The following is a 20,627-nucleotide window of genomic DNA, read 5'->3' as shown; positions in this document are numbered from 1 at the left end:
TAGCGAAAAAGATAATACTCAGTAGCTTGAATAGTTATGCTATTAATTATAGTAAGATAAATAATCCAAATATCGCAGCTAAGATACCCCCAAATCGATTTGCAATTAATGCAAACTCACTAGGTTCAGCATCACGTAGTTTCCAACCAATTTCTAGATACCAAGCTGCTTGTGGAAACACCGCCCCTAATAAACCGAATAAAATGATTACTATACCAACTGGATTTCCAGATGATTTACTATTAGGTTTAGTTGCATCTCCATTTATTTGCTCATATTTATTAATAGCCCCTTCTGCCAAATTCATCTCATCACTTGTTAATTCAGCAGAGCCACCACCATGACCAGTATTTCCTGATTTTTCATAATAGTATGTATGACCGTTTTCAAATTCAACTTCATATCTGTAACCATTAGAGCGTTCTTCAAAGAATACCTTCACTATCTCTCCATTCGATATTTCAATTTCTTCTGGAGACTTTGCTGATGTATTAATTGTGATAAAAAGGCTTAAAAATATCAATACAATTAATTGAATGGTAAGCCTCATCAAGTCACCTCCTTCAGTAGCCTCAAAACTAAAAATATATTTCTTAAAAAAACACCTTCTGACCGTATATTTAATTTTCGGATACAAACTTAATAAGTTTCGTTGTTGAATAATCCTGCTCTTTACCTTCACAGATTCACATTATATTTTAACATATAATCCCAATAATTCTTGAAGATAATCAAAAGAAAAGGATCGCCAATAATATATGACGATCCATTTGTCGCACTAAAGCACCCAATAGCAACATTATATTCTAAATAAGAATTCACTAATTCAAGATAGAAAGTATTATAAATCCAATTATTCCTATCCCTGTTAGCCAAACATAAATCTTGATAATTAGTTGTGCTAAAGTATCTTTGTTAAGGCCAAATAAAAATAGGATTATTTCTAATATTATTCTAATTAATGAGTACATAGAAAGGTTGTTAGAGGAGAAATCGAAAATAAAATTAAGTATTGCGGCAATAAGAAAAAGACCTATATACACTTCGTCTTTCTTTTCTTTAAATTCCCAACTTTGCTTGTAATCTATTATTTATTTCCCCCCTCGACAAACGATTCTTTTGCGATTATAGTTTATGCTTTCTCATAATAAATAAAATTCCCCTCAATATTCCCGACCTTTTAATTCCACAATAAAGGTACTACTCCTACATTGTCAGTATCTTTGCTTGTTCAACATAAGGGTGCTTAGTTTAACAAGTTATTCAACTACTTTTGTTGAGAGGTATAGTGCAACATCTCTTATTTTGTCATCAGTATCCATTTCTAGCGTTTCTCTTTCTTCCGTGTATGAATAAAGTGTATCTCCTTTGATTATATGATCTGACAAGTTTAATAAACCAATTGCCTTCTTATTGAATTTCTTTGCAATTGCTAATGTTGTTGCAGTCTCCATATCAACACCTAAATAACCCTTATCCGCCCATCCATTTACCATTTCATCTGTTTCTAACAGCATGGCACTTGTAGAAATAACCGTGCCAGTTGAATAACTGTATCCTTTCTTTGCACAATAATCTATTGCTAACCTTACTAATTCTTCATTTGCCTGAACTACGTCTTGGTTAGGTAGGTACCAATGTGATACACCATCTTGCATTACAGCGTCTGTAACTATAAAAATATCTCCATATTTTACTTCGTGTGATAATCCACCAAAATAACCAGTTTGAATAAACATTTCAGTTCCAGCTAAACCAAATTGATGTACTACCGAACTTGTCATCGGTCCTCCAAAAACATTCGCGAAGCCGACTTTGGTTCCATTATATTTTCCTGTCACAGTATTCCATTTAGGTAACCATACCTCATTTTTTAATAATTCCTTCCACATTTCCACATTTCCAAATTATAGTCGTGTTCCCATTCACCATGAATAATAAATGATAAAGGAATTTTGTCTTCACCAACACCAAGTGTATCTAACCAATCTTCTTTCGTAAAATCCCCATATAACTTCTTTGATTTCCCCCAGTTATGTTTAGTCTTATTTCATAATCCTGCCTCTTCAGCAGAATAAGAGCTGCCGCATTGACAACTCCTTATTAAGATTTGTACCCGAGCGCTTAGGAAGAATATTTTAACTTATCAATTACTTCCCTTATCAAATTTTTTGTATCTGATAATCCTCTTATATTTTCGTCTAACACTACATCCTCATTGTAGAAATCTGAAAACGATTGGTTTTCATATCTTGGAACAACGTGCATATGATAATGAGTTAATTCATTAAAAATTCCACCATTTTGTGTAACAGTAATACCGTCTGGTTTGTATAACTGCTTCAATGCTTTTGACAGTAGAATAGAGGCACTCATAATCGCACTTGCAGTTTCATTATCAAGTTCATCAACATCTACAAAATGTTCTTTTGGTAAAATTAGGGTATGTCCTTCATTAAAAGGAGCATGGTCTAAAAAACAAGTTACATAATCATTTTCATATACAATATTTGTTGGTTGGACTTTATTTGCTAATCTACACCCTAAACATTCTACTCCTGATTCCATAGTTCTCCATCTCCTACTTACATTCTTCTTGTACAAAACTGCTCTTTAGCACAAGATGCAACTGCTCTTATTGAACACTCGCTCCCGTTACTTCAATATGCTGTTATCTGTACAGCAAAAAAATTTACTATATCACAAGGAAATTTCAGTAATTATGGGTTCATGTTCAGAGATTATGTCAACATGATGTTCAAAACAAGCTAATGAATAGTGTTCTACCTTCTTGTCCTGCAACTTAAACTCCTTTTGGACATAATCAAGATAAGTAGACTTTTTATAGATACGAAATGATTCACCTTCAAATATTTGTTCATCATTCCAAACAGTATAATCATCATATACTACCGAATATGTAATATAATTCGGAAAGTCAATTTGAAAGGTTGTTACCTTACTATCTGGATGTGGGAAGATGAGCAAATCAGATGCATCCTTACTTCTATTAACAATAAGTCTTAACGCTACACTTTTCGTTCTTGGCTCGGATATAGCCTCAAATGAAATATTATATCCTAACTCTTTAACCAAGTCTGTAAACTCCAATATTATTCCTCCTTTCTTATGTACTGTCATTCAACTCTTCTGCTTCGTTAGCACAATAGGAGTTGCCGCATCGACAATACCTTATTCAATATTTGCTCCTGTTAGCACAATAAATTATTCTTTATCTTTTTTCTGTTTTTTACCGACACTGAATCCAACTGCCGCACCAAATAAAAGTGCAAATAGTGGTGTATCATCAAAGTCACTTGTAATAAATCCTAAAATAAGCCATCCTGAAATCATTCCTGATAATAGTAATAATAATGATTTCATATTGTCCCCCCTGTTAATGTTTTTGGAAATTCAAGTAATGTTATTAAAAATACCTGCCCTTTAACACAATAAGGGATAAATCCTTGTTCAATATAAGCACCCTTATGTTGAATAGTAGCGTTAAGGTTTTACTTGTTTTTTATCTCTTCTAATAAAGAAATTACCTTTTCATTTTGTGCTATTATCGTATCGTTTTGTTTTCTAAGTCTCGTAAAGTCGAATAAAAATACTATTAAAATTACAGCGATAAAGATAAGCATCCGTTCACCTCATATATTTTTTTACACTTAATATACTCCAAAATAATACCTATTTTACTATTGCTCCCGTTAATTGAATATCTCCAACCCCTCTCTTCTTACAATTGAGGGAGTATATAGGCAATGTACAGTAATGTAATTGTGATAATAGATAATAAAAAAACCTTGAATTTTTCCATCTATAATCCCCCTTTTTCTTGCTTCGTTAGACTTAGTTATTTCACTAAAGCCACCCGTTAACACAATAAGGCTCTTCAATTCTTACTCAAGAATAAAGACTCCAGCCACAATTGCCATCCAAAGTTTCTCTGGAAATATACTATCAAATACATTGATTTTATACCTTTTAAAATTCATTAATCTTCCTATAAATGATGATATCAATTCCCCTTGAATAACAACTTTGTGTTCAGAATCCTTTACTGCAAAAGACTTGTCTGCAATTTTAAATTGAACACTAAATTCTTCATTTTTAATTCTGATATAATATTCCTTGAAAATGGTACTTTTTTTATAAATAGGAACCTCTTCGATTGTTGCTACATGGGTTCCCTGTGAATTTTCAATCTCAAACTTAAACCTCAGAACATTAGATTTTCTCAAGATTGCTTTATAAAGTAATTCTGAACCACTATAAAAGTGATAATGAGGATTGAATTTTATCTTCGGTTTAACTGTTAATATTATTAAACCATTCTCTCTTTTTATTTTTTGTTTCAAAAAGCCTAATATTGGATAGGTGTAATAAAAAGTGTTCTTTATAACCACCACTCCCTCAGTTGATTTTTCCACTAACCTTTCATTAACACAATAAGAGGTATCACGAAGACAACACCATATTCAAGATAAGCTACCGTTAGCACAATAAAATTTGATTGTCACATAGGTGGTTACTTATCCATAAAAAAATAAACCGTAGTAGGAACCAATTAACACTTCCTTTAAATCAATCGCTAGTTATCACAATTCTATGTACTATTCTTTCTCAACGTCCTTTATTTGTTCTAAAAAAATAGCCATTCGGCGATTAGTATTTATTGCAGGTAATAGAGAAAAAACTCCTGCAATTATAACTATATCAATCGTGTATTCTAATCTGTTGAGCAATCCCACCCCTGCTAGAATACATAAAAGGTATCCCCCAAATGCTATTGAAGAGTCTTTTAAGAAAATTCTTCTTGCACTTTTTTTATCAACATAGAATAAGTGGCATTTATTATATGAAATACTTAAAAACCACATAAAAGAACTCAAAGACATACAAAATAATATTATTGTTCTTGTCACTGAACTAGTTGCGCTTGGAATACTTATGGCAATACCAATTGCAAGTCCGCTTGCTACAAATATTGAACCAACACCAATTGCAACCGCCTTCTCCATATTGGAAATATTATTTATCTCTTCCTTGGTTGGATTAAATTCCTTTTTTATTGGATTCACATTCGATACATATTTCTTTGATTTCTGATACATTCTGTATTCTAGATAAAAACTTATTAACATAAAGGAAAAAAGTAATACTAAAATGTAATTATTATTTGCAAGTAAGAAATCAAAGTTATATAGTTGGAAAACTAAAATATACGCCAACAAACGTAAAAACCAATCTAGTATTGCTTCTCTCCTAAATCCTAAGAAAGACTCTCTTTTTGAAAAGACAAAGGAAGTAATAAATAAAAACAGATAAGGTAATAACCCGCCAAGAAGTACAACACTAAAAAAATTGCCATCTATTTGGTGTCTTCCTTCTACAAATGCTTCAACATTATAATACAAATAAATGATATGTATGTATGAAAGTAAACTTAGCCCCATTAATATTCTGATTGATTTACTTGGGTTATCAACCAATCTTTCTATAAAATCTAAAATACTAAAAATTACATTTCCAATAATGTTCAATAATTCTCACCTCTTTACATGATTGTAACTACCTTTAGTACAGCCCCCTTTAGTTTAAGTGAATTTCTTCACTATTACATAAAAATCGAAAATTATGTTCCATAGTTAGTCGTGCCAATAAAATTTATAATGAGAATGCTGCTCAAATCCTATGGACTTATAAAAAGGTGCATCGGAGATAACGTAAGCTTTTTTAGCACCTTCGGAATAACATCTTCTCAAAGATTCTAAAAGTAATGCTTTACCAATTTTCTCTCCACGATATTGAGGAATTGTACAAACAGGTTCTACATAAGCATAATCAGTGTTTGGACTATACCAACATCCACAATAGGCAACATACTCTCCATCTTCATTTTTTGCAACTGTATGTAAGTTTGGGTTTAAATGAGGTGCGCTAAGCATCCTTTTTTGTTGGATGATAGTTTGTTCATCAGAAGGCACATCTCCATCGTTTTCAAATCCCTCCCACAATACTTTGTGACGCTTATACAAGTCCTCTTTTATATTTATACTTTTTATTTTGATACCTTTTGGTAGAGTATAATCGAAGTTATTAAACTCCAGCGGCTTCTCGAGTATGTTTTCAGAATTGGTATCCTTTCTGAATCCATAACTATGCAACAAATCTATGGTGTGATTATCAGAGTCATTAACTGCAATGCCAAGTCCATTTTCGTTACTAAAGTTATTAATCGCATATTCCAATATTTCTTTTTCAAGTTCTTCGTAGCCTTTCTTAACAGCAAAAAAAGCCTCTCCATAATAATGGTCGTAAGTTGTCATACCTACCAACTCATCACTATCAAACCATAAACCAATTTTACCAACCAAACTATTTTCAAATTCAGGATGAAAAAACATCCATTCCCATCTTGCCCAATTCCAATTTATATGTTTACGGTCATCTTTTGATAATTCAATCAAAAAATCACAAACTGTTTCGTAATAAGAACGATTAAACATTTTAAATACAGTTTTCAATACAACCATCCTTCACTAAATTTATTGTAGATGACAATACTTTTATGATTTCCCTTATTTAAGTAATCTGCCTTCTTCAAAACATTCCAGTTGCTGTGACATAACCTTCTTCAAGATTTGCTCCCTTTACTTTAAAAAGATATAACTAAAGTTCTAATATACTTTTCAACTTGGTAGTTTGTTCCTTCGTTAAGGTAGAGTAACTTGAACCTCCATCGAATAAAACTGCACTACCATCATCTTGAAACCATATATAACGTCGAATTTCCGAAACACTTTCATCAGGTCTATCGAGTTGAAAGAATACTTCTGCCTCATTTTCTATATTCGGTTTATCAATCTCTTTTGAATTATCAATAATTGTTTTTAATTCAGTTATTGCTTTTTCATCTGTGATTTCATTATTAAAATTTACTCCTTCAGTACCTTCATCATTGAAAGGATTACCTACCTTAATAACCTCATTTGCTGAACACCCTAAAAGCATTACTGACATTCCTATGATTGTAAAAATCCAAATAAAATTTTTCATTTTAGTTCTCTCCCCCATATATTCTTGAATAATCGCACCCTTTATTTTAATAAAGGCTATATTAATAATTAATGTTGATATTAGCAGAATAATAGATTCCTCATATAATTGGAAGTTCTTAATTTTGATTATTGTCGCTTTAAATTTGACTACACATTAGAGAAATTTAGATGTTTACCACTCAACATATCTTGCTTCACCTGTTCCAAATAATTTATCTGCAATTAGATTACCATCTTTATCAAGCGCTCTTATTGTCCATGTTTCCTCGGAATACTCATTAAGTACAAAGAAGGCATGATTATCAACTATATCTTTGACATGGTAGCTATTAGGATATTCCTCAACTGTTTCCATATTGAAATTATAAGGATCTGATGTCGTTAGGTCTTCCAGATGGTTACCGACCACAATATACTTTATATTTGGGTTACCAGTTTTAATTCCAACCATAAAACCATCTTGTTCATCACTTCCAAAACCAACAGCTTGGAATGGCTCATTCCCTTCAAGTATGTATTCAGAAGCGCCGCCTGAGTAATGATATAGAAACCCAATACTTCGATGTATTTCCGCCAAGCCAAATGTATGGTTATTTACATCTTCATATAATATTGCTTTCCCGTAAATTGTTTCTATACTTTCTATTGGTTTAGTACCATTAGGTAAAGCACTTGAAGCAGTAAAACGAAAGCCGATTAGTAATAAAGCACCTATGATTATTACCAAAATTATTACAATGAATTTCCACGGATTCCTTTTTGTAATCGTTAAATATAGCATTATTCCAATAAAAGCTATCGCTAAGAAAACCAGAAAAATATACATATAGTCCCCCTTTTAAAACAATCCTGACCCTTATTTCAAAAAACGATAGGAGTAGTCATAAAAACTAAAACTCCTTCTTCAACATTCGCTCCCGTTTGTTTAAGTAAATTGATTCACAATCTACTATTCCTCTTCTTCAAGCAGAGAGTATGTCATACCATTTTTAACAGAGAATGCACCTACAACTTTTTCATCATTCATAATAACTGTGACAAATATACTACCTAATCCAAATACATTACTTAATGGATGGTTGTTTACATAGAAAAATTCGTGATGCAGTTCTTTATCCGTATAAGATTCTGCATTTATACTTTGTACTGATAAGTAGTCACTATAAGGTTTATCATCTATGTCATCCTTAGTTAAAGAATACGGTCCATATTCACCTTTATGGTAGAGAAAATAAACCTTCATCTTTTAAAAAGTTCATAGCAATATTGCTTGACTCTGATAAGTTAGCTAAGTTAACCCATCTTATCCCCAACAACATAACTATCAAAATTGAAACTAAAACTAAGATAAATTTCTTCTTCATATAGCACCACCTAATATTTATTGTTTTGAGCACCAGTTCGTAATTCTTTGTTTAAAATTAGCATCCCTTTAATTGAAGATAAAATTTCCGAACAAGCCTAATAGTATCATCAGAATAATTCCGCCAAACATAAAATAACCGATTAACCTAATAGGTAGAGGTAATTGCCCCCCTTTATTTGTTGGAAATCCCTCGACTTTATGTTGATGTTCCATTGCGTCATTAAAAGGTTTATCTGGATCTTCATTATGATTAGGCATTATTCAACCTCCCTTATTAAAGATAAGTAACCCTTTAGTTCAACAAAAAGTTTAATTATTAACCCTGTTAATAAACTTTTCTAATATTTTTGTATATACATCTGGTTGTTCAGAATGCACTAAGTGTGATGCGAAAGGAATGATAGAAACGTGAACATCATCTTTTATTGAAGGGTATAATAATGCACCTTTGGTTTCAGGTTTATTGCCCTCCCCCACCATAAATAGAACAGGAGAGGTAATACCTTCCAAATCTTTTGTGATTTCAAATGGATACCAATTTTCATCCTTTGCGATCTCAAGGGATTGCTTCCAATCTGACTTATGTAAATTACTAAAGTAACCAATAATTTCATCATTCTTCATTAACTGCTCTTGACGTTCCATATCCTGCTTGTGTAGTTCTAACCAATTATTTGGTTTTTCGCACATAACACCTGAGATAGTCAGACTCTTAGTTTTTTTAGTAAATCTTTTTGCGAAAGACAAACCCACCAAAGCCCCTAATGAACATCCTACAATATGGGCAGAATCCACATCTAAATTGTTAAGAGTATCTGCTATATCTTCTGCTGAATCTTCAAAGAAGTTGGACAGGTCATCTGTTACTGACTCTCCGTGACCACGCAAATCAGGCAGAATAACTTTATATTTATCTTTAAAGTAATCTCTCTGAATTTCAAAATCAGTTAAACCAGTTTGTAAACCAGTATGAAGAAATACAATTGGTTCTCCATCTCCCAAAACTTCAGTATGCAAAATCATTTAATCCCTTCTCTCTTGTTTTCTTTTGCAAATTATTTAATTCTCTTCTTTCATTAACCTGCCCGTTAGTCAAAAAGCGAATGCTCTTATTGAACACTCGCTCTCGTTACTTTAAGTGTACTTCCTCACAAATCAACTCATTCTTAGAAAAAAGCTACTTCCAAAAAGCCATATCATTGGAGTTAGAATAATTAGTAAAAATAACCCTGTGAACATATATTTTATGTATTGTTTTCTATTTACACCTTCTCTTAATTCCCAAAACCCTAATGTAATGAAATATAGACCAACCAAAATTGAAGCGATTGGAAATACAAAGACTAAGCTACCCATTTACACATCCCCTTAAAGTTTTTATTAACTACATATAATTCCACAATCAAATTTATCGCAATATTCCAATAATAGATTATAATTTCAATAGAGGAACGTCTTCTATCTATCGTTCCTCTTGTTACATTAAAGCCACCCTTTAGCTTCCTTAATAACTAACTTTTACCTATGCCCATCTTTCCGTGCTTTTATATACCCGTAATAAGCACAAGTTCCATTTTTGGTTAGGTCTTTTACTTCAAAACCACACTTCTCATAGAAACTGAAATTATTAACTGATGTATGTGCAAACCAATCTCCGTGGGGAATTTTTTGAACACAGAGTTCCACGAGTTTCTTACCTATACCTTTCCCACGATATTCTGATAAAACAACTAAATCCATTATATTAGCAACCATAATTCGGTCGGAAATAACCCTAACCATACCAATCATTTTGTTATTATCCCAAACAGTAAATGCCCAAGTTGAGTTTCTGAATATTAGTGAGAACTTCTCTTTCTGCCAAGATGGAGTATTCCTTACCCATCCTGCATCTTCAAACAAACCTTCCACATATTCAGCAGGAATCCCCTCAGTACCTTCTCTTATAACTAAGCCGTTGAAATATTGATACATATTTACTCCCCCTTATTACATTTGCATACCATAAAAATCCAATGTCCTTATTGTAGATTACTGCCCCTTTAGCACAATAGGAGTTGCCGCATCGACAACTCCTTATTCAATATTTGCACCCGTTATAAATTGCAGTCCATACTTTGACGGACTACACCCTTTGTAAAGGTAATTTCCGACATTTAATTTTTACTATTGCTATAATAATTCCCTATTGTTGCTCCCAAACCCCCAATAAAAAAAACAAGTATTGCTTCAACAAAGAAATTAGATTTAATTATAGCAAAAATTATTACTGCTACTATTCCTACAAGAACCGCAATTAGTAAACCCTTAATTTTAAGTTTCAAATTAAACTGCTCCTTTGTTTTTGTACAGTATGAATATCCCATTGCTTCTTATTTCCTATCCTGCCAGTTCAATAAGGATTAGGCGCTGGGACATCAATAACGCCTTGTTCCACTATCGCTCCCCGTTTGTTTAAGTGTAGTATTTCACAACTACTTAAAATAATCGGTCTTTAATCAAAGGATATAATTTTTCCATCGCTATCTATCCCTCGAAAACTGAAACTACCTACATCTCCATTTGGTAACTTACTGTAATGAACTGCAAATCCATCTTTTATATCCATTTCAATAAAAACAGTAGATTGCTCTTCGACAATACTTAATGGTGTATTTTTTTTATCATCTTGTTCATTACTAACAATCACCTTTTCAATTTCCTTATCTAATAACTCTGCTGCAAATATTACATCATAAAATTCATCTTCTATTTCGGCTCCAGACCAAGTAACTTTCATTTTTTCATCAATTGTTTCTCCGCTAATTGAACTTACATTGGTGACCCGCTTAAAAATACCTAATGGGCTTTCAATTAGCTTTACATAATTGACCTTACCTGTATCCCAAACAACTATATTTCTATCTTCTATTTCTTTTTCAGATACTACTTCACCGTCTTGGTTGGGGAACGTAAAACGAATTGCAGAATGCTCAGTTAAAGCGTATCCTCCAAGCACTGAAGGACCAAAATACATACCTAATAATAGTAATAACAATAGGCTAAATGTTATTAAATAGCGTTTCTTGAATTTTTTATTTGATTGCACTTTGCCTACCGCCTCTCTGTTGTGGTTCACGAAAAATGCAAAATATCTTATTCAATTCTCCTGCCTCTAAAACGTAATAGGAGCCGCAAAACTCGACAGTTCCTTGTTAAGCTATTGCACCCGTTAATGCAATAAGGACTTTTACTTTTTATTACCCTTTATGACTTTAAAGGACAAGTTAGATAAAATAAACGAAACCAATATTAGTAGTGGTGCTACTATAAAGATTCCTAATAGGTCAGTTTTGTAATTCCATGGTACAAAAGCTTCCCAAAATTCACCCATGATTTTCCATAAAACCACGAAGATAAATATTGTGAACCCAAAATAAATTATTTTTTCTAAAATTCGATTTATCATGTTTGCCCCCTCTAACTTACCAAAAGATTTTCCACATAACTGCCACTTTAGCACAATAGGAGCTGCCGCATCGACAACTCCTTATTCAACATTTGCACCCGTTAGTTAAACAATGTAACGTAACATTACTCTTCTATCAGATTTTGTTCATTAAGTTTACCGTTGAAAACAAATGGTACAGCCTCACCACTCGGTAAAGTAACTATAACTTGTGTTTCGAAACTGTCAACATCAATTACTTGATAACCTATGTGAACCTCCATTTTTCCTGTTTTTGCTGGTATCCTAATAGAACTAACAACACCATCGGAGTGTGTGTCATCCCCTTCTCCATCAACCAGTGTACCGCCTGAACTCATTATATTATGGAAACTTCCTTTACCATCTTTTAAATAGCTTGATTTAGTTGAACTGTCAGAATCTTGTTCACCATGTTTAATATTAACTTTGATTTCTTCTTCTGAATTGTTGGTTATTAAGTAGTGAAAAGTCGTAAGAGCATAATGGCTATTTGTATGTTCTTCAACACGCTTTAGTGTTACTTCAATATCTTTCTTTTCTTCTGTTAAAGAAAAACTGTAATTCCCTGGACTATCAGAATTACACCCAGATAATAAAAAAACAATAAATAAAGTGGACAAACAAATCAGTTTTTTCATTTTATGCCTCCTCCTTATAAACTACGGATAAATCAGATTTAAGTTTCACCTTCTCAGGACCTTATTTCACATTACTGCCACGTTAATTGAAGAACCATTGAATATAATTAAATTTTATCACAACATTCCGTCTTTTCCTTTTATTTTCCAAAAAGAAAAGAACGTCACCTTAAACCTGACGTTCCTCTTGTTGTGTTAAAGCTCCCTTTACTTTAAGTGTATATCTTCACAATATACTTTGATTAAACTTTAGCATAAATACAAGTATCAGTTAGTTTACTACCATCTGCTGAAAAGTCCTCATTCTTTAAAATCCCTTCTAATTCAAACCCTAATTTTTCAGGAATAGAACGACTCTTTAAATTTGTAGATTCACATCTTATCTCAATTCTCTTAAATTTTATATGATTTAAACCAAGTTCACATAACGCTTTTACCGCCTCTAACATATATCCCTTACCGCTAAATTCTGTGTTAATCCAATAACCAATATGACATTTGGGAATATCCCAGTCCAAACCTTCAAAACTTGTTACTCCTATAAAATCTTTAGTGCCTTTATGGAAAATAAGGAAACGAAAACTATCTCTTTTCAAGAAATTAATATATGCTTCTCTCAAATTCACTTCTGTTTCTTCAACGGTGGGAATTGTTTGAGCAAATGGTAACCAAGTCTTTAGTTCATTAAAAGATTTATTTATTGCTTCATTAACAATACTACCGTCTCCAAATTGCTTTGGTGCTCGTAATAATAACCTCTCTGCCTCCAATTGTAATGGAATATCTAATAATATTGGATTCACCATAATTCCCCCTTTTTACAAAGCATTTCTTTGACTTAATGGCTCAACTATTAAACAATTTGCATTTAGCCTTGTTGTAGTAAGAGTGCTTAGTGTTCACAGTCCAGGATTATTGAATATGAACTGATCTGAACTGATCTATTCTGGTTTCAGTTTAATAAATTTTCGTTTACCAACTTGAATAATTGGCTCATCAAAAGTTTTTACTTGTAAATGTGTATCATTTACCTTTTCAGTATTTATCCTAACACCACCATTTTGTATCATTTTGCGGGCTTCGGTTTTTGATTTTAACAACTTTAGTTCTACAAGCAACTCAATTATGGGAATTACCTTTTCTCCTTGCCATTTTACAACTGGAATTTCATTAGGAAGTGTTCTTTTTTGGAACACGGCTTTAAAAGATTCCTCTGCTTTTTCTGTTTCCTGCTCGTCATGATACATTCTAACGATAGTTCTTGCTAAGAACATTTTTGCTTCTTTTGGATGAAGATTACCGATCTCTAACTCTTCTTTAAATTCATTTTTTTCTATGAGTGATAAATCTGTAATTAAAGTTATATATTTTACAATTAATTCGTCAGGTATAGACATTGTTTTTCCGTACATATCAATTGGATTATCATCAACACCAATGTAATTATTTTTTGATTTTGACATTTTTTCAACACCATCAAGCCCTTCAAGTAGAGGAAGCAAAATCACTATTTGTTTCTCTTTTCCGAAATGCTCTTGGAGTTGTCTTCCCATTAATACATTAAAGTGTTGATCAGTTCCACCAAGTTCTACATCACTTTCGAGTTCAACAGAATCATATCCTTGCATTAAAGGGTAGAAAAATTCATGTAGAGAAATTGGTTTTCCTGTGGAATAACGCTCAGAGAAATCGTTTCTTTCAAGTAAACGGGCTACTGTAATGCTGGATGATATACGAATAATATCTTCTAAGTTAAGTTTGCTTAGCCATTTTGAATTATAATATAACTCTACTTTCTCCATATCTAATACCTTACTAAATTGCTCAAAATATGTTTTAGCATTATTCTGAACTTCTTCATTTGTAAGTTGTTTTCTTACTGACGACTTTCCTGTTGGATCACCGATCTTACCAGTAAAATCCCCTATAATTAGTTGAATAATGTGTCCGTTTTCTTGAAATTGCTTTAGTTTATTTAATACAACGGTATGACCAATATGAACATCAGGAGCAGATGGGTCTAAGCCTAACTTTATTTTTAATGGGCTATTTTTTAGTAATGACCGTGCTATTTTGTTCTTTAATTCATTTTCAGGAATAATATCATTTGCTCCATTGGAATAAATTTTAAATTGACGCTCTACTTCAACTAATTGCTCACTTGATAATTCTTCCAAAAGGTTTTTCACATTTCTCTCCTCCAATTTTATAAAATAAAAAAACACGTCCCCTAATAAAAAGGGACGTGGTTAACGTGGTACCACCCTAATTGAAGATTTCTCTTCCACTCATTTCGAATAACGGTTCGTCCGTTCTTTACTACTTGTATGTTCGTAAAGAAAGTTCAAGGAGGTAATTCGTTCTTATTTTTGTACTGATTTTCACCAACCATCAGCTCTCTAAAACAGGGAAATAAGTAACTACTGATTCCTATCATAACTTTTAACTTGAAAATATTTCTATAAATCATAACCTTAAATCAATTAAATTTCAAACACTTCTTACAAATATTTCAAATGAAGCTCTTTCATTATTCTGCTCTTATCTATAATAACAATAAAACGACCAGACCTTGAACTGACCGCAAATTCTTGTTGAGCATACGCACCCTTTACTTGAACAAAATATATTTCTCAACCCATTTATTTTTTTAATTTGAACACTATAAAATCAGCACATCTAAAATCTTCTTCAAATGAAGGGTATTTTTTTAGCATTTCTTTTGATGGCATAGGTTCTACAATGCTCTCCAAAACGAATCCAGTTTTGATAAGAGTATTTATATAACTCGTTAATGTTCTATGAAATAACAACATTTTTTCTTTACCACCTAAACCTTGTTCATAAGCACCTTCATAAAAATATTTATCTACGTTCCAGTGCAACTTTTCACCGCTTTCTGTTCTCTCCCATCCACATTCTGGAGTAACAAAGCAAGGATGCAATATCGAAAAAATAAAACTACCTCCATCTACTAATAACCGATACATTTCTTGAAATGCTTTTTCATAATTCGCAAGGTCTTGAATAACCATATTTGAAATAATTAAATCAAAACTTTTATCTTCAAAAGTATTTAAGTCTTCACAATTACCTTGTCTGTAATCAATTAACAAATCATTTTGGGTTCTTTCTTTCGCAATTGCTATCATCCTCGGAGAATAATCAACTGCTGTAACAGTGGCACCAGACTTGCAAAGCATTCTACTTAAATACCCTTCACCACACCCTGCATCTAAAACCTTCTTATTTTTTATATTCCCAATAAGCGAAAATAGAGTTGGGTTTAAGAATACCTCTTTATGAAGGTCTCCTTGTTCAGTATGATTTTTTGAATATGTATCTGCAAAGGCATCCCATCTTTTTATCGCTTCTTCAGTACCTACATCAATTTGTTTCATTTTCTTATTCCCCCTCAAATGTCATACTCTTTACCCCGTAGAATCCTCCCATCGCTTTCTATAACCTTACCTTTCTAAATGAACGTGCTTTTTAACACAACAAGAGCTGTCGCATTCGACAACTCCTTGTTCAACTTTCGCCACCCTTTAGTTGAACACTTTACAAATTTATTTCTTCACCTATACTTATAGCACGAAAAGGATTTCTCTCCTTCGTTTTTAACGATTCGATAAAGTCTGAAGTTAAGTCCTCCTTGTTAAAAATTATTCTAGTCGAACCAGATACTCCACCATTTAAGAAAATGGGTTCGATTGATTCAGGATTTTTAATTCGTTGATAAAAGAAACTGTCTAAAACAATAGTTGCATAACTAAAATTGTCTGTACTGTTACGGAACTGATAGTGCACGTCAAAAATAAGTTCGTCATTGTTTTCTTCGATTTCATAAGTGAAACTTCTAACTTCTGCACTTTCATTAGGAAAAAACATCCACCATATAACCACTAAGAAAATCACAGACAAAATGATTAACATTACTTTGTTTTTTGTCAAAAGATTAGCCCCCCTGTTATTGTACTAACCTGCTTCGTTAGTTCAACAATATTAATTCTTATTTTCTTCGGTTTGATTAAACGAATCACTATCTTTAAAACTTCCATATAAACCAATAGCTAAGCCTAACAACATAATTAAGAAACCTATTACTAACATGTCATTAATTATGAACCCACCAAATATTGTTAGATGGATGCCGAATAGTTGTATTTGTACCGTGGTTGGTTTAATAAATCCAGCTACGTTGAAAAAGATAAATCCAATTACAATTAAGAGAATTATAGTAAATGAAAATATCCCAATAAGTTCTAACATAAACTAATCCTCCTCGTATTCCCTTAATCACCCAATAAAATACTCGTTTGTTCCACTCTAGCCACCCTTATATTGAATAAGCCTTTCAATTAGAACCATGTTAGCATTTCTAATTTAGACGATAACTAGAATCTGTTACTTTTTCATATCCCTTAAGCAATTCAACCCAATAATCATCCTGTATTCCTAGTTCGAGATAATAGTCAAAGAACTTAGATGGTTGTCCCGAAACTTTAGCTTCACCTGTAAACATTAAAGTATCCTCAACAACCTTACTATAATTCTGCATTAAACGTTCCATTTGTTCTATTTCTTTTAGCTGTTCTGGTGTTAGTTCGACTTCATTACTTTCCATTTCATCTTTCAGAAACATAAAGAATTTCCTATATTCGTCATTTATAGTGACAATTTCATCATCGTTATAATTTCCCAAACGACCAAGGTACATATCCATCTCAGTTATGTCTTGCGTATCAAATGCTAAATAGTAAAAGCTATTTTCTAATTCTGCAGCCTGTGCTTTGGTAATTTCACCTTTCTCCAATACGTCTTGTATGATGCTTAATGCGTATGGTGGAGCACTTGATATAGGAACGATTTGATTTACTAATTCCCCAGATAGATATCGTTCGTATTCTCTATTATCTCTTTCAGAGGAAACCCATAAAGCTAGAAATGTTATAATTCCTAAGCCTAAAACAGTGAAAATAACTGCTTGTCTTTTTATTTTCAATTTAACTAACCCCCTTTTCGCATCTCAAGTTATTAATGAATCCAGCTTCTTTAACGAAAGAAGCGAATACCTGTTAAGCATTCGCACCCGTTTGTTTAATATGAATCATCAATACTTTTATTGGTACTTTTCTTTTTTTCATAATAATTCCCAATATAATATACAATCCAAAAAAGTATAGGAACTGTAAGCACATAGTACATTTTATTTTCTGGTAAAAAGTAAATTAGTAACATAGTAATTATTAAGAATGGTGGCGTTAGTACCCAGTAACGCTTATTTTTAAAGTGTTTGATTACAATTCATCTCCAGTCCATATATCCTACTCTGTTAGGACAAAAACAATTGTTTAATTATTAAAGATTCCTGCCCTTTACTTTAAGATCAGTATTTCACACTTATATTTTAACATAAAATTCCAATAATTCTTGATATTGTTCAAAAGAAAAGAATCGCCATTAAGAAATGACGATCCTCTTGTTGCACTAAAGCTCCCCTTTAGTGTAACAAGTAAAATTACTTTATTGACAAGATAGTTTTATCTAAAGGTACGGTTGTTTCTATAAAATCTTGCTCTATACTAAAAAATACTTCTTTCAATTTTTCTCGTCCGCCCATTTTTTGAAACCATTTTTGGACTCGCTTAACGTGTTCTTCATCACTTTTAACTTTATTTTCAATGATTTCATAATCTTCGTAGCTATCATATTCCCATATTGCGAAAATATCTATAACACCGTCGTTCTCTTTAGTCATCCATCTACCAACTAACCTTGCACCATATTTAAGTTGGGTTGGTAGAAGCGTTTGATTAAAATGCTTGTTAAACTCATCTAAGATACTTGGTGCGACTTTGTACATTTTTCTACGATAATTCATATTTCACTCTCTCCCTTTTTATAAATAACTATTTCACCACAAAAAAACATTATGCCTTCTTTCACTAATGTACCTGCCCTTTAGCACAATAGGAGCTGCCGCATCGACAACTCCTTATTCAACGTTAGTGAAAGATTTTCATTTTATTCTCCTCTTCGTTTAACAATAATTATTCCATCTCCTGAAATGCCTCTTGCTGCGAACCCTTTGGCTCCAATTGATACAGTTTCTCCTTCTTTAGTTCTCCACTGTGTTTCCAAAGTAAATCGCTTTTATTATAAATCCTATAAAAATATCTAATTCCATCTATTTCAAATAAGTTTGCTTTTGTATAATTGGTTTCTTCGTTACCTACTTCCACCCTTATAATATCAGGGTTATAAACACGCCCATACATTACTGCAACATTTTTCACTTCTTGCTCATCCTTATAAAAGATTGTATCGTCATATACTTCCATTTCTGAATGGTTATAATTAGACCAACCATTTTCACCAAGAAATTCCCAGCCATCTTCTGAGTTACCTTTAAATATAGCGATATTCAATACATCGTCTAATTTCTGCATTTTGTTACCCTGTTCAACCTCTGCTTTTAGTGTATAAAAAACCAAAACTAAGTTATCTGTTATTTCTATTTTCTTGATTACTTTATTCACATCATAAGGCACATACTTTTCAATTGCTGTATCAATTGATTTTGGCTTACACCCAGTAAGAACCAAAACGATAACTGATAAAATCAATAGTAGGTTCACTTTTTAACCATTTTATTCCCCTTTTAATTAGATAATTTCCCCATATTTTTTGTTAAAGTATTCTGCCTCTTTACATTAAGATCACTTATTCACATTTTATATTAACATAAAATTCCAATAATTATTAAAACCATTTCAAAAGAAAAGGACCGTCAATAATATTGAACTGACCTAGTAATATGAGACAAGAAAAAGCACCTATGCTGCCTTTGCCCTGAATTGAACAGGGGAAAGGCAGTTTAATTTTGAAAACGGTCGTATATAGTTGTAATAATACATGTAAGATTCGACTTTTTCTAGTACAATAGAGTTTGTAAGACGCGCCTTTTGGTGTGTGTAGAATTCTTCCGACTTTATGGTGGAGTGGAAGGATTCAATGACGGCATTATCAAAGCAATTGCCTTTGCGGGACATGCTTGTGATAATGCCTTTTTCTTCAGCTAACTCTTGAAAAGCATACGAAGTGTATTGCGATCCCTGGTCACTGTGAAGTATCAGTCCTTTCGTTTCTCGCCCATTACAAGCTGCTTTCAATGTTTCTAGCACTAGATCTACTTCTTGGTTATGACTAACTCGATAAGCAACAATTTCATTATTGTACAAATCCATGATGGATGATAAATACATCGTTGACTCTCCAAAATTCAAGTATGTTATATCTGTAACCCACTTTTGGTTAGGTCTATCTGCTTTAAAATTCTGTTCCAACAAATTTGGAACGATACATTTACTTTCACCAGCAATTTTTGATTTTCTTTTAGGTTTGACTCGACATTGGATGTTGTATTTTTGCATGATTCTTTGCACAGTTAACCTATTTACAGAAATATGATGATCCTCTTTTAATATTTTTTTAACCATTCTATGTCCAACTCTGTATTTTAGGGTTTTACAAATATCGATTATTTGTTGTTCTAGCTCAGTCGGTTCCCATGACTTTTGAAGCCAACGATAGTAAGTAGATCTAGGGACTCCAATACAATCACATATCATCGATACCGCATAAACTTCCTTTAATGACTCCACTAGCTCTATTACTACTTCTGGTACCAACTCCCTTCGATTTCCTGGTACTTTTTTAAGATTTCATTTTTAATTTTTAGATGCTTAACTTGCCGTTTTAATTGGTCTATTTCACTTAGCTCCTCAGGACCTTTCCCAAAGGAATATTGTTTACCAATGGGTTGCGACAGTCGGTGTTCCTCCCCATCACGAAACCATTTCATCCATCTTTTGATTTGACTAACGTTACGTATACCGCACTTCTCCATAATCTGTTTATTGGTATATTTTTTAGACAACTTCATTTCAATGACTTTCCTTTTAACCTCTTCAGAATAAACATTTTTATTTTCTCCCATGAGAAAAGCACCTCCAGTAGTCGTTTAATTTATATACGACTCAGGGGGTGCTTTTTCCTCTGTCTCATTTAGTTAGGTCACTCCA

The 20,627-nt window shown here is 32.5% G+C and carries 30 protein-coding genes and 1 other annotated feature; all 30 genes read right to left on the bottom strand.

Translation table 11 applies throughout. The features are described 5' to 3' along the window. Window positions 1-46: 46 nt before the first annotated feature. Entirely contained in the window at window positions 47-550 is a 504-nt protein-coding gene (locus NYQ66_RS10890) for a DUF6199 family natural product biosynthesis protein (protein ID WP_259869418.1), read from the bottom strand. A gap of 709 nt (window positions 551-1,259) precedes the next feature. Further along, window positions 1,260-1,892: a nucleoside phosphorylase gene (locus tag NYQ66_RS10885; protein WP_259869417.1), complete on the bottom strand. Its 633-nt coding sequence runs from the start codon at window positions 1,890-1,892 to the stop codon at window positions 1,260-1,262. Window positions 1,893-2,124: 232 nt separating this feature from the next. Beyond that, window positions 2,125-2,568 carry an HIT family protein gene (locus tag NYQ66_RS10880; RefSeq protein ID WP_259869415.1) on the bottom strand — a complete coding sequence of 148 codons (444 nt, stop codon included), beginning with the start codon at window positions 2,566-2,568 and terminating at the stop codon, window positions 2,125-2,127. 132 nt (window positions 2,569-2,700) lie between these two features. Then, on the bottom strand, window positions 2,701-3,111 hold the full coding sequence (locus tag NYQ66_RS10875; protein WP_259869414.1) for a hypothetical protein: 411 nt from the start codon (window positions 3,109-3,111) through the stop codon (window positions 2,701-2,703). Between the two features lie 114 nt (window positions 3,112-3,225). After that, a complete protein-coding gene (locus NYQ66_RS10870; RefSeq protein ID WP_259869413.1) occupies window positions 3,226-3,384 on the bottom strand; it encodes a hypothetical protein in 159 nt (52 codons plus the stop codon). Between the two features lie 128 nt (window positions 3,385-3,512). Continuing rightward, window positions 3,513-3,644: a hypothetical protein gene (locus tag NYQ66_RS10865; protein WP_259869412.1), complete on the bottom strand. Its 132-nt coding sequence runs from the start codon at window positions 3,642-3,644 to the stop codon at window positions 3,513-3,515. A gap of 261 nt (window positions 3,645-3,905) precedes the next feature. After that, on the bottom strand, window positions 3,906-4,436 hold the full coding sequence (locus tag NYQ66_RS10860) for a hypothetical protein (protein ID WP_259869411.1): 531 nt from the start codon (window positions 4,434-4,436) through the stop codon (window positions 3,906-3,908). A gap of 183 nt (window positions 4,437-4,619) precedes the next feature. Then, on the bottom strand, window positions 4,620-5,549 hold the full coding sequence (locus tag NYQ66_RS10855; protein WP_259869410.1) for a hypothetical protein: 930 nt from the start codon (window positions 5,547-5,549) through the stop codon (window positions 4,620-4,622). A gap of 105 nt (window positions 5,550-5,654) precedes the next feature. After that, on the bottom strand, window positions 5,655-6,533 hold the full coding sequence (locus NYQ66_RS10850; RefSeq protein WP_259869409.1) for a GNAT family N-acetyltransferase: 879 nt from the start codon (window positions 6,531-6,533) through the stop codon (window positions 5,655-5,657). Between the two features lie 145 nt (window positions 6,534-6,678). Beyond that, entirely contained in the window at window positions 6,679-7,065 is a 387-nt protein-coding gene (locus tag NYQ66_RS10845; RefSeq protein WP_259869408.1) for an outer membrane protein assembly factor BamD, read from the bottom strand. Between the two features lie 174 nt (window positions 7,066-7,239). Further along, on the bottom strand, window positions 7,240-7,893 hold the full coding sequence (locus tag NYQ66_RS10840) for a hypothetical protein (RefSeq protein ID WP_259869406.1): 654 nt from the start codon (window positions 7,891-7,893) through the stop codon (window positions 7,240-7,242). 123 nt (window positions 7,894-8,016) lie between these two features. Further along, window positions 8,017-8,310 (bottom strand): hypothetical protein, encoded by a 294-nt coding sequence (locus tag NYQ66_RS10835; protein WP_259869404.1) that lies wholly within the window; start codon window positions 8,308-8,310, stop codon window positions 8,017-8,019. Continuing rightward, a complete protein-coding gene (locus NYQ66_RS10830) occupies window positions 8,285-8,431 on the bottom strand; it encodes a hypothetical protein (RefSeq protein WP_259869403.1) in 147 nt (48 codons plus the stop codon). The genes NYQ66_RS10835 and NYQ66_RS10830 overlap by 26 nt, the downstream gene beginning before the upstream one ends. Before the next feature lie 68 nt (window positions 8,432-8,499). After that, complete coding sequence (locus NYQ66_RS10825) at window positions 8,500-8,691, bottom strand: hypothetical protein (RefSeq protein WP_259869402.1); 192 nt, start codon at window positions 8,689-8,691, stop codon at window positions 8,500-8,502. 51 nt (window positions 8,692-8,742) lie between these two features. Beyond that, complete coding sequence (locus NYQ66_RS10820) at window positions 8,743-9,456, bottom strand: alpha/beta fold hydrolase (RefSeq protein ID WP_259869401.1); 714 nt, start codon at window positions 9,454-9,456, stop codon at window positions 8,743-8,745. A gap of 132 nt (window positions 9,457-9,588) precedes the next feature. Continuing rightward, entirely contained in the window at window positions 9,589-9,789 is a 201-nt protein-coding gene (locus tag NYQ66_RS10815; RefSeq protein ID WP_259869400.1) for a hypothetical protein, read from the bottom strand. Window positions 9,790-9,951: 162 nt separating this feature from the next. Further along, window positions 9,952-10,407, bottom strand: coding sequence for a GNAT family N-acetyltransferase (locus tag NYQ66_RS10810; RefSeq protein WP_259869399.1), 456 nt, complete (start codon window positions 10,405-10,407; stop codon window positions 9,952-9,954). A 182-nt stretch (window positions 10,408-10,589) separates the two neighbouring features. Beyond that, window positions 10,590-10,757, bottom strand: a complete 168-nt coding sequence (locus NYQ66_RS10805) for a hypothetical protein (protein ID WP_259869398.1) — start codon at window positions 10,755-10,757, stop codon at window positions 10,590-10,592. 170 nt (window positions 10,758-10,927) lie between these two features. Further along, window positions 10,928-11,521, bottom strand: a complete 594-nt coding sequence (locus NYQ66_RS10800) for a hypothetical protein (RefSeq protein ID WP_259869397.1) — start codon at window positions 11,519-11,521, stop codon at window positions 10,928-10,930. A 141-nt stretch (window positions 11,522-11,662) separates the two neighbouring features. Continuing rightward, window positions 11,663-11,881, bottom strand: a complete 219-nt coding sequence (locus tag NYQ66_RS10795) for a hypothetical protein (RefSeq protein ID WP_259869395.1) — start codon at window positions 11,879-11,881, stop codon at window positions 11,663-11,665. A gap of 125 nt (window positions 11,882-12,006) precedes the next feature. Next, window positions 12,007-12,540, bottom strand: a complete 534-nt coding sequence (locus NYQ66_RS10790; protein ID WP_259869394.1) for a hypothetical protein — start codon at window positions 12,538-12,540, stop codon at window positions 12,007-12,009. Window positions 12,541-12,782: 242 nt separating this feature from the next. Next, a complete protein-coding gene (locus NYQ66_RS10785) occupies window positions 12,783-13,343 on the bottom strand; it encodes a GNAT family N-acetyltransferase (protein ID WP_259869393.1) in 561 nt (186 codons plus the stop codon). A gap of 138 nt (window positions 13,344-13,481) precedes the next feature. Next, entirely contained in the window at window positions 13,482-14,729 is a 1,248-nt protein-coding gene (gene tyrS, locus NYQ66_RS10780; RefSeq protein ID WP_259869392.1) for a tyrosine--tRNA ligase, read from the bottom strand. A gap of 47 nt (window positions 14,730-14,776) precedes the next feature. After that, window positions 14,777-14,986, bottom strand: a binding site (T-box leader). Window positions 14,987-15,182: 196 nt separating this feature from the next. Continuing rightward, window positions 15,183-15,941: a class I SAM-dependent methyltransferase gene (locus NYQ66_RS10775; RefSeq protein ID WP_259869391.1), complete on the bottom strand. Its 759-nt coding sequence runs from the start codon at window positions 15,939-15,941 to the stop codon at window positions 15,183-15,185. Window positions 15,942-16,101: 160 nt separating this feature from the next. After that, window positions 16,102-16,494, bottom strand: a complete 393-nt coding sequence (locus NYQ66_RS10770) for a hypothetical protein (RefSeq protein WP_259869390.1) — start codon at window positions 16,492-16,494, stop codon at window positions 16,102-16,104. Window positions 16,495-16,545: 51 nt separating this feature from the next. Beyond that, window positions 16,546-16,812 carry a hypothetical protein gene (locus NYQ66_RS10765; protein ID WP_259869389.1) on the bottom strand — a complete coding sequence of 89 codons (267 nt, stop codon included), beginning with the start codon at window positions 16,810-16,812 and terminating at the stop codon, window positions 16,546-16,548. A gap of 109 nt (window positions 16,813-16,921) precedes the next feature. Further along, entirely contained in the window at window positions 16,922-17,545 is a 624-nt protein-coding gene (locus NYQ66_RS10760) for a hypothetical protein (protein ID WP_259869387.1), read from the bottom strand. Window positions 17,546-18,061: 516 nt separating this feature from the next. Next, complete coding sequence (locus NYQ66_RS10755; RefSeq protein ID WP_259869386.1) at window positions 18,062-18,424, bottom strand: NIPSNAP family protein; 363 nt, start codon at window positions 18,422-18,424, stop codon at window positions 18,062-18,064. A gap of 169 nt (window positions 18,425-18,593) precedes the next feature. After that, window positions 18,594-19,169: a hypothetical protein gene (locus NYQ66_RS10750; protein ID WP_259869385.1), complete on the bottom strand. Its 576-nt coding sequence runs from the start codon at window positions 19,167-19,169 to the stop codon at window positions 18,594-18,596. A 210-nt stretch (window positions 19,170-19,379) separates the two neighbouring features. Beyond that, window positions 19,380-20,542 (bottom strand): IS3 family transposase gene (locus NYQ66_RS10745; RefSeq protein ID WP_259867866.1). Its coding sequence is split into 2 segments (ribosomal slippage): window positions 19,380-20,260 and window positions 20,260-20,542, totalling 1,164 coding nucleotides; the frame shifts between segments, so codons are not numbered across the junction. Window positions 20,543-20,627 lie beyond the last annotated feature (85 nt).

Origin of the sequence: Aquibacillus koreensis (assembly GCF_025154055.1) — a bacterium.
Classification (GTDB): domain Bacteria; phylum Bacillota; class Bacilli; order Bacillales; family Amphibacillaceae; genus Aquibacillus_C; species Aquibacillus_C koreensis.
The sequence above is the reverse complement of the archived record's forward strand: the minus strand, read 5'-3'. Positions and strand labels throughout refer to the sequence as shown.

Coding starts and splice junctions, on each gene's coding strand:
- NYQ66_RS10890 (WP_259869418.1), bottom strand. CDS start 550: ATGAGGCTTACCATTCAATTAATTGTATTGATATTTTTAAGCCTTTTT.
- NYQ66_RS10885 (WP_259869417.1), bottom strand. CDS start 1,892: ATGTGGAAGGAATTATTAAAAAATGAGGTATGGTTACCTAAATGGAAT.
- NYQ66_RS10880 (WP_259869415.1), bottom strand. CDS start 2,568: ATGGAATCAGGAGTAGAATGTTTAGGGTGTAGATTAGCAAATAAAGTC.
- NYQ66_RS10870 (WP_259869413.1), bottom strand. CDS start 3,384: ATGAAATCATTATTATTACTATTATCAGGAATGATTTCAGGATGGCTT.
- NYQ66_RS10865 (WP_259869412.1), bottom strand. CDS start 3,644: ATGCTTATCTTTATCGCTGTAATTTTAATAGTATTTTTATTCGACTTT.
- NYQ66_RS10845 (WP_259869408.1), bottom strand. CDS start 7,065: ATGAAAAATTTTATTTGGATTTTTACAATCATAGGAATGTCAGTAATG.
- NYQ66_RS10840 (WP_259869406.1), bottom strand. CDS start 7,893: ATGTATATTTTTCTGGTTTTCTTAGCGATAGCTTTTATTGGAATAATG.
- NYQ66_RS10835 (WP_259869404.1), bottom strand. CDS start 8,310: ATGAAGGTTTATTTTCTCTACCATAAAGGTGAATATGGACCGTATTCT.
- NYQ66_RS10830 (WP_259869403.1), bottom strand. CDS start 8,431: ATGAAGAAGAAATTTATCTTAGTTTTAGTTTCAATTTTGATAGTTATG.
- NYQ66_RS10825 (WP_259869402.1), bottom strand. CDS start 8,691: ATGCCTAATCATAATGAAGATCCAGATAAACCTTTTAATGACGCAATG.
- NYQ66_RS10820 (WP_259869401.1), bottom strand. CDS start 9,456: ATGATTTTGCATACTGAAGTTTTGGGAGATGGAGAACCAATTGTATTT.
- NYQ66_RS10815 (WP_259869400.1), bottom strand. CDS start 9,789: ATGGGTAGCTTAGTCTTTGTATTTCCAATCGCTTCAATTTTGGTTGGT.
- NYQ66_RS10810 (WP_259869399.1), bottom strand. CDS start 10,407: ATGTATCAATATTTCAACGGCTTAGTTATAAGAGAAGGTACTGAGGGG.
- NYQ66_RS10795 (WP_259869395.1), bottom strand. CDS start 11,881: ATGATAAATCGAATTTTAGAAAAAATAATTTATTTTGGGTTCACAATA.
- NYQ66_RS10790 (WP_259869394.1), bottom strand. CDS start 12,540: ATGAAAAAACTGATTTGTTTGTCCACTTTATTTATTGTTTTTTTATTA.
- NYQ66_RS10775 (WP_259869391.1), bottom strand. CDS start 15,941: ATGAAACAAATTGATGTAGGTACTGAAGAAGCGATAAAAAGATGGGAT.
- NYQ66_RS10765 (WP_259869389.1), bottom strand. CDS start 16,812: ATGTTAGAACTTATTGGGATATTTTCATTTACTATAATTCTCTTAATT.
- NYQ66_RS10755 (WP_259869386.1), bottom strand. CDS start 18,424: ATGAATTATCGTAGAAAAATGTACAAAGTCGCACCAAGTATCTTAGAT.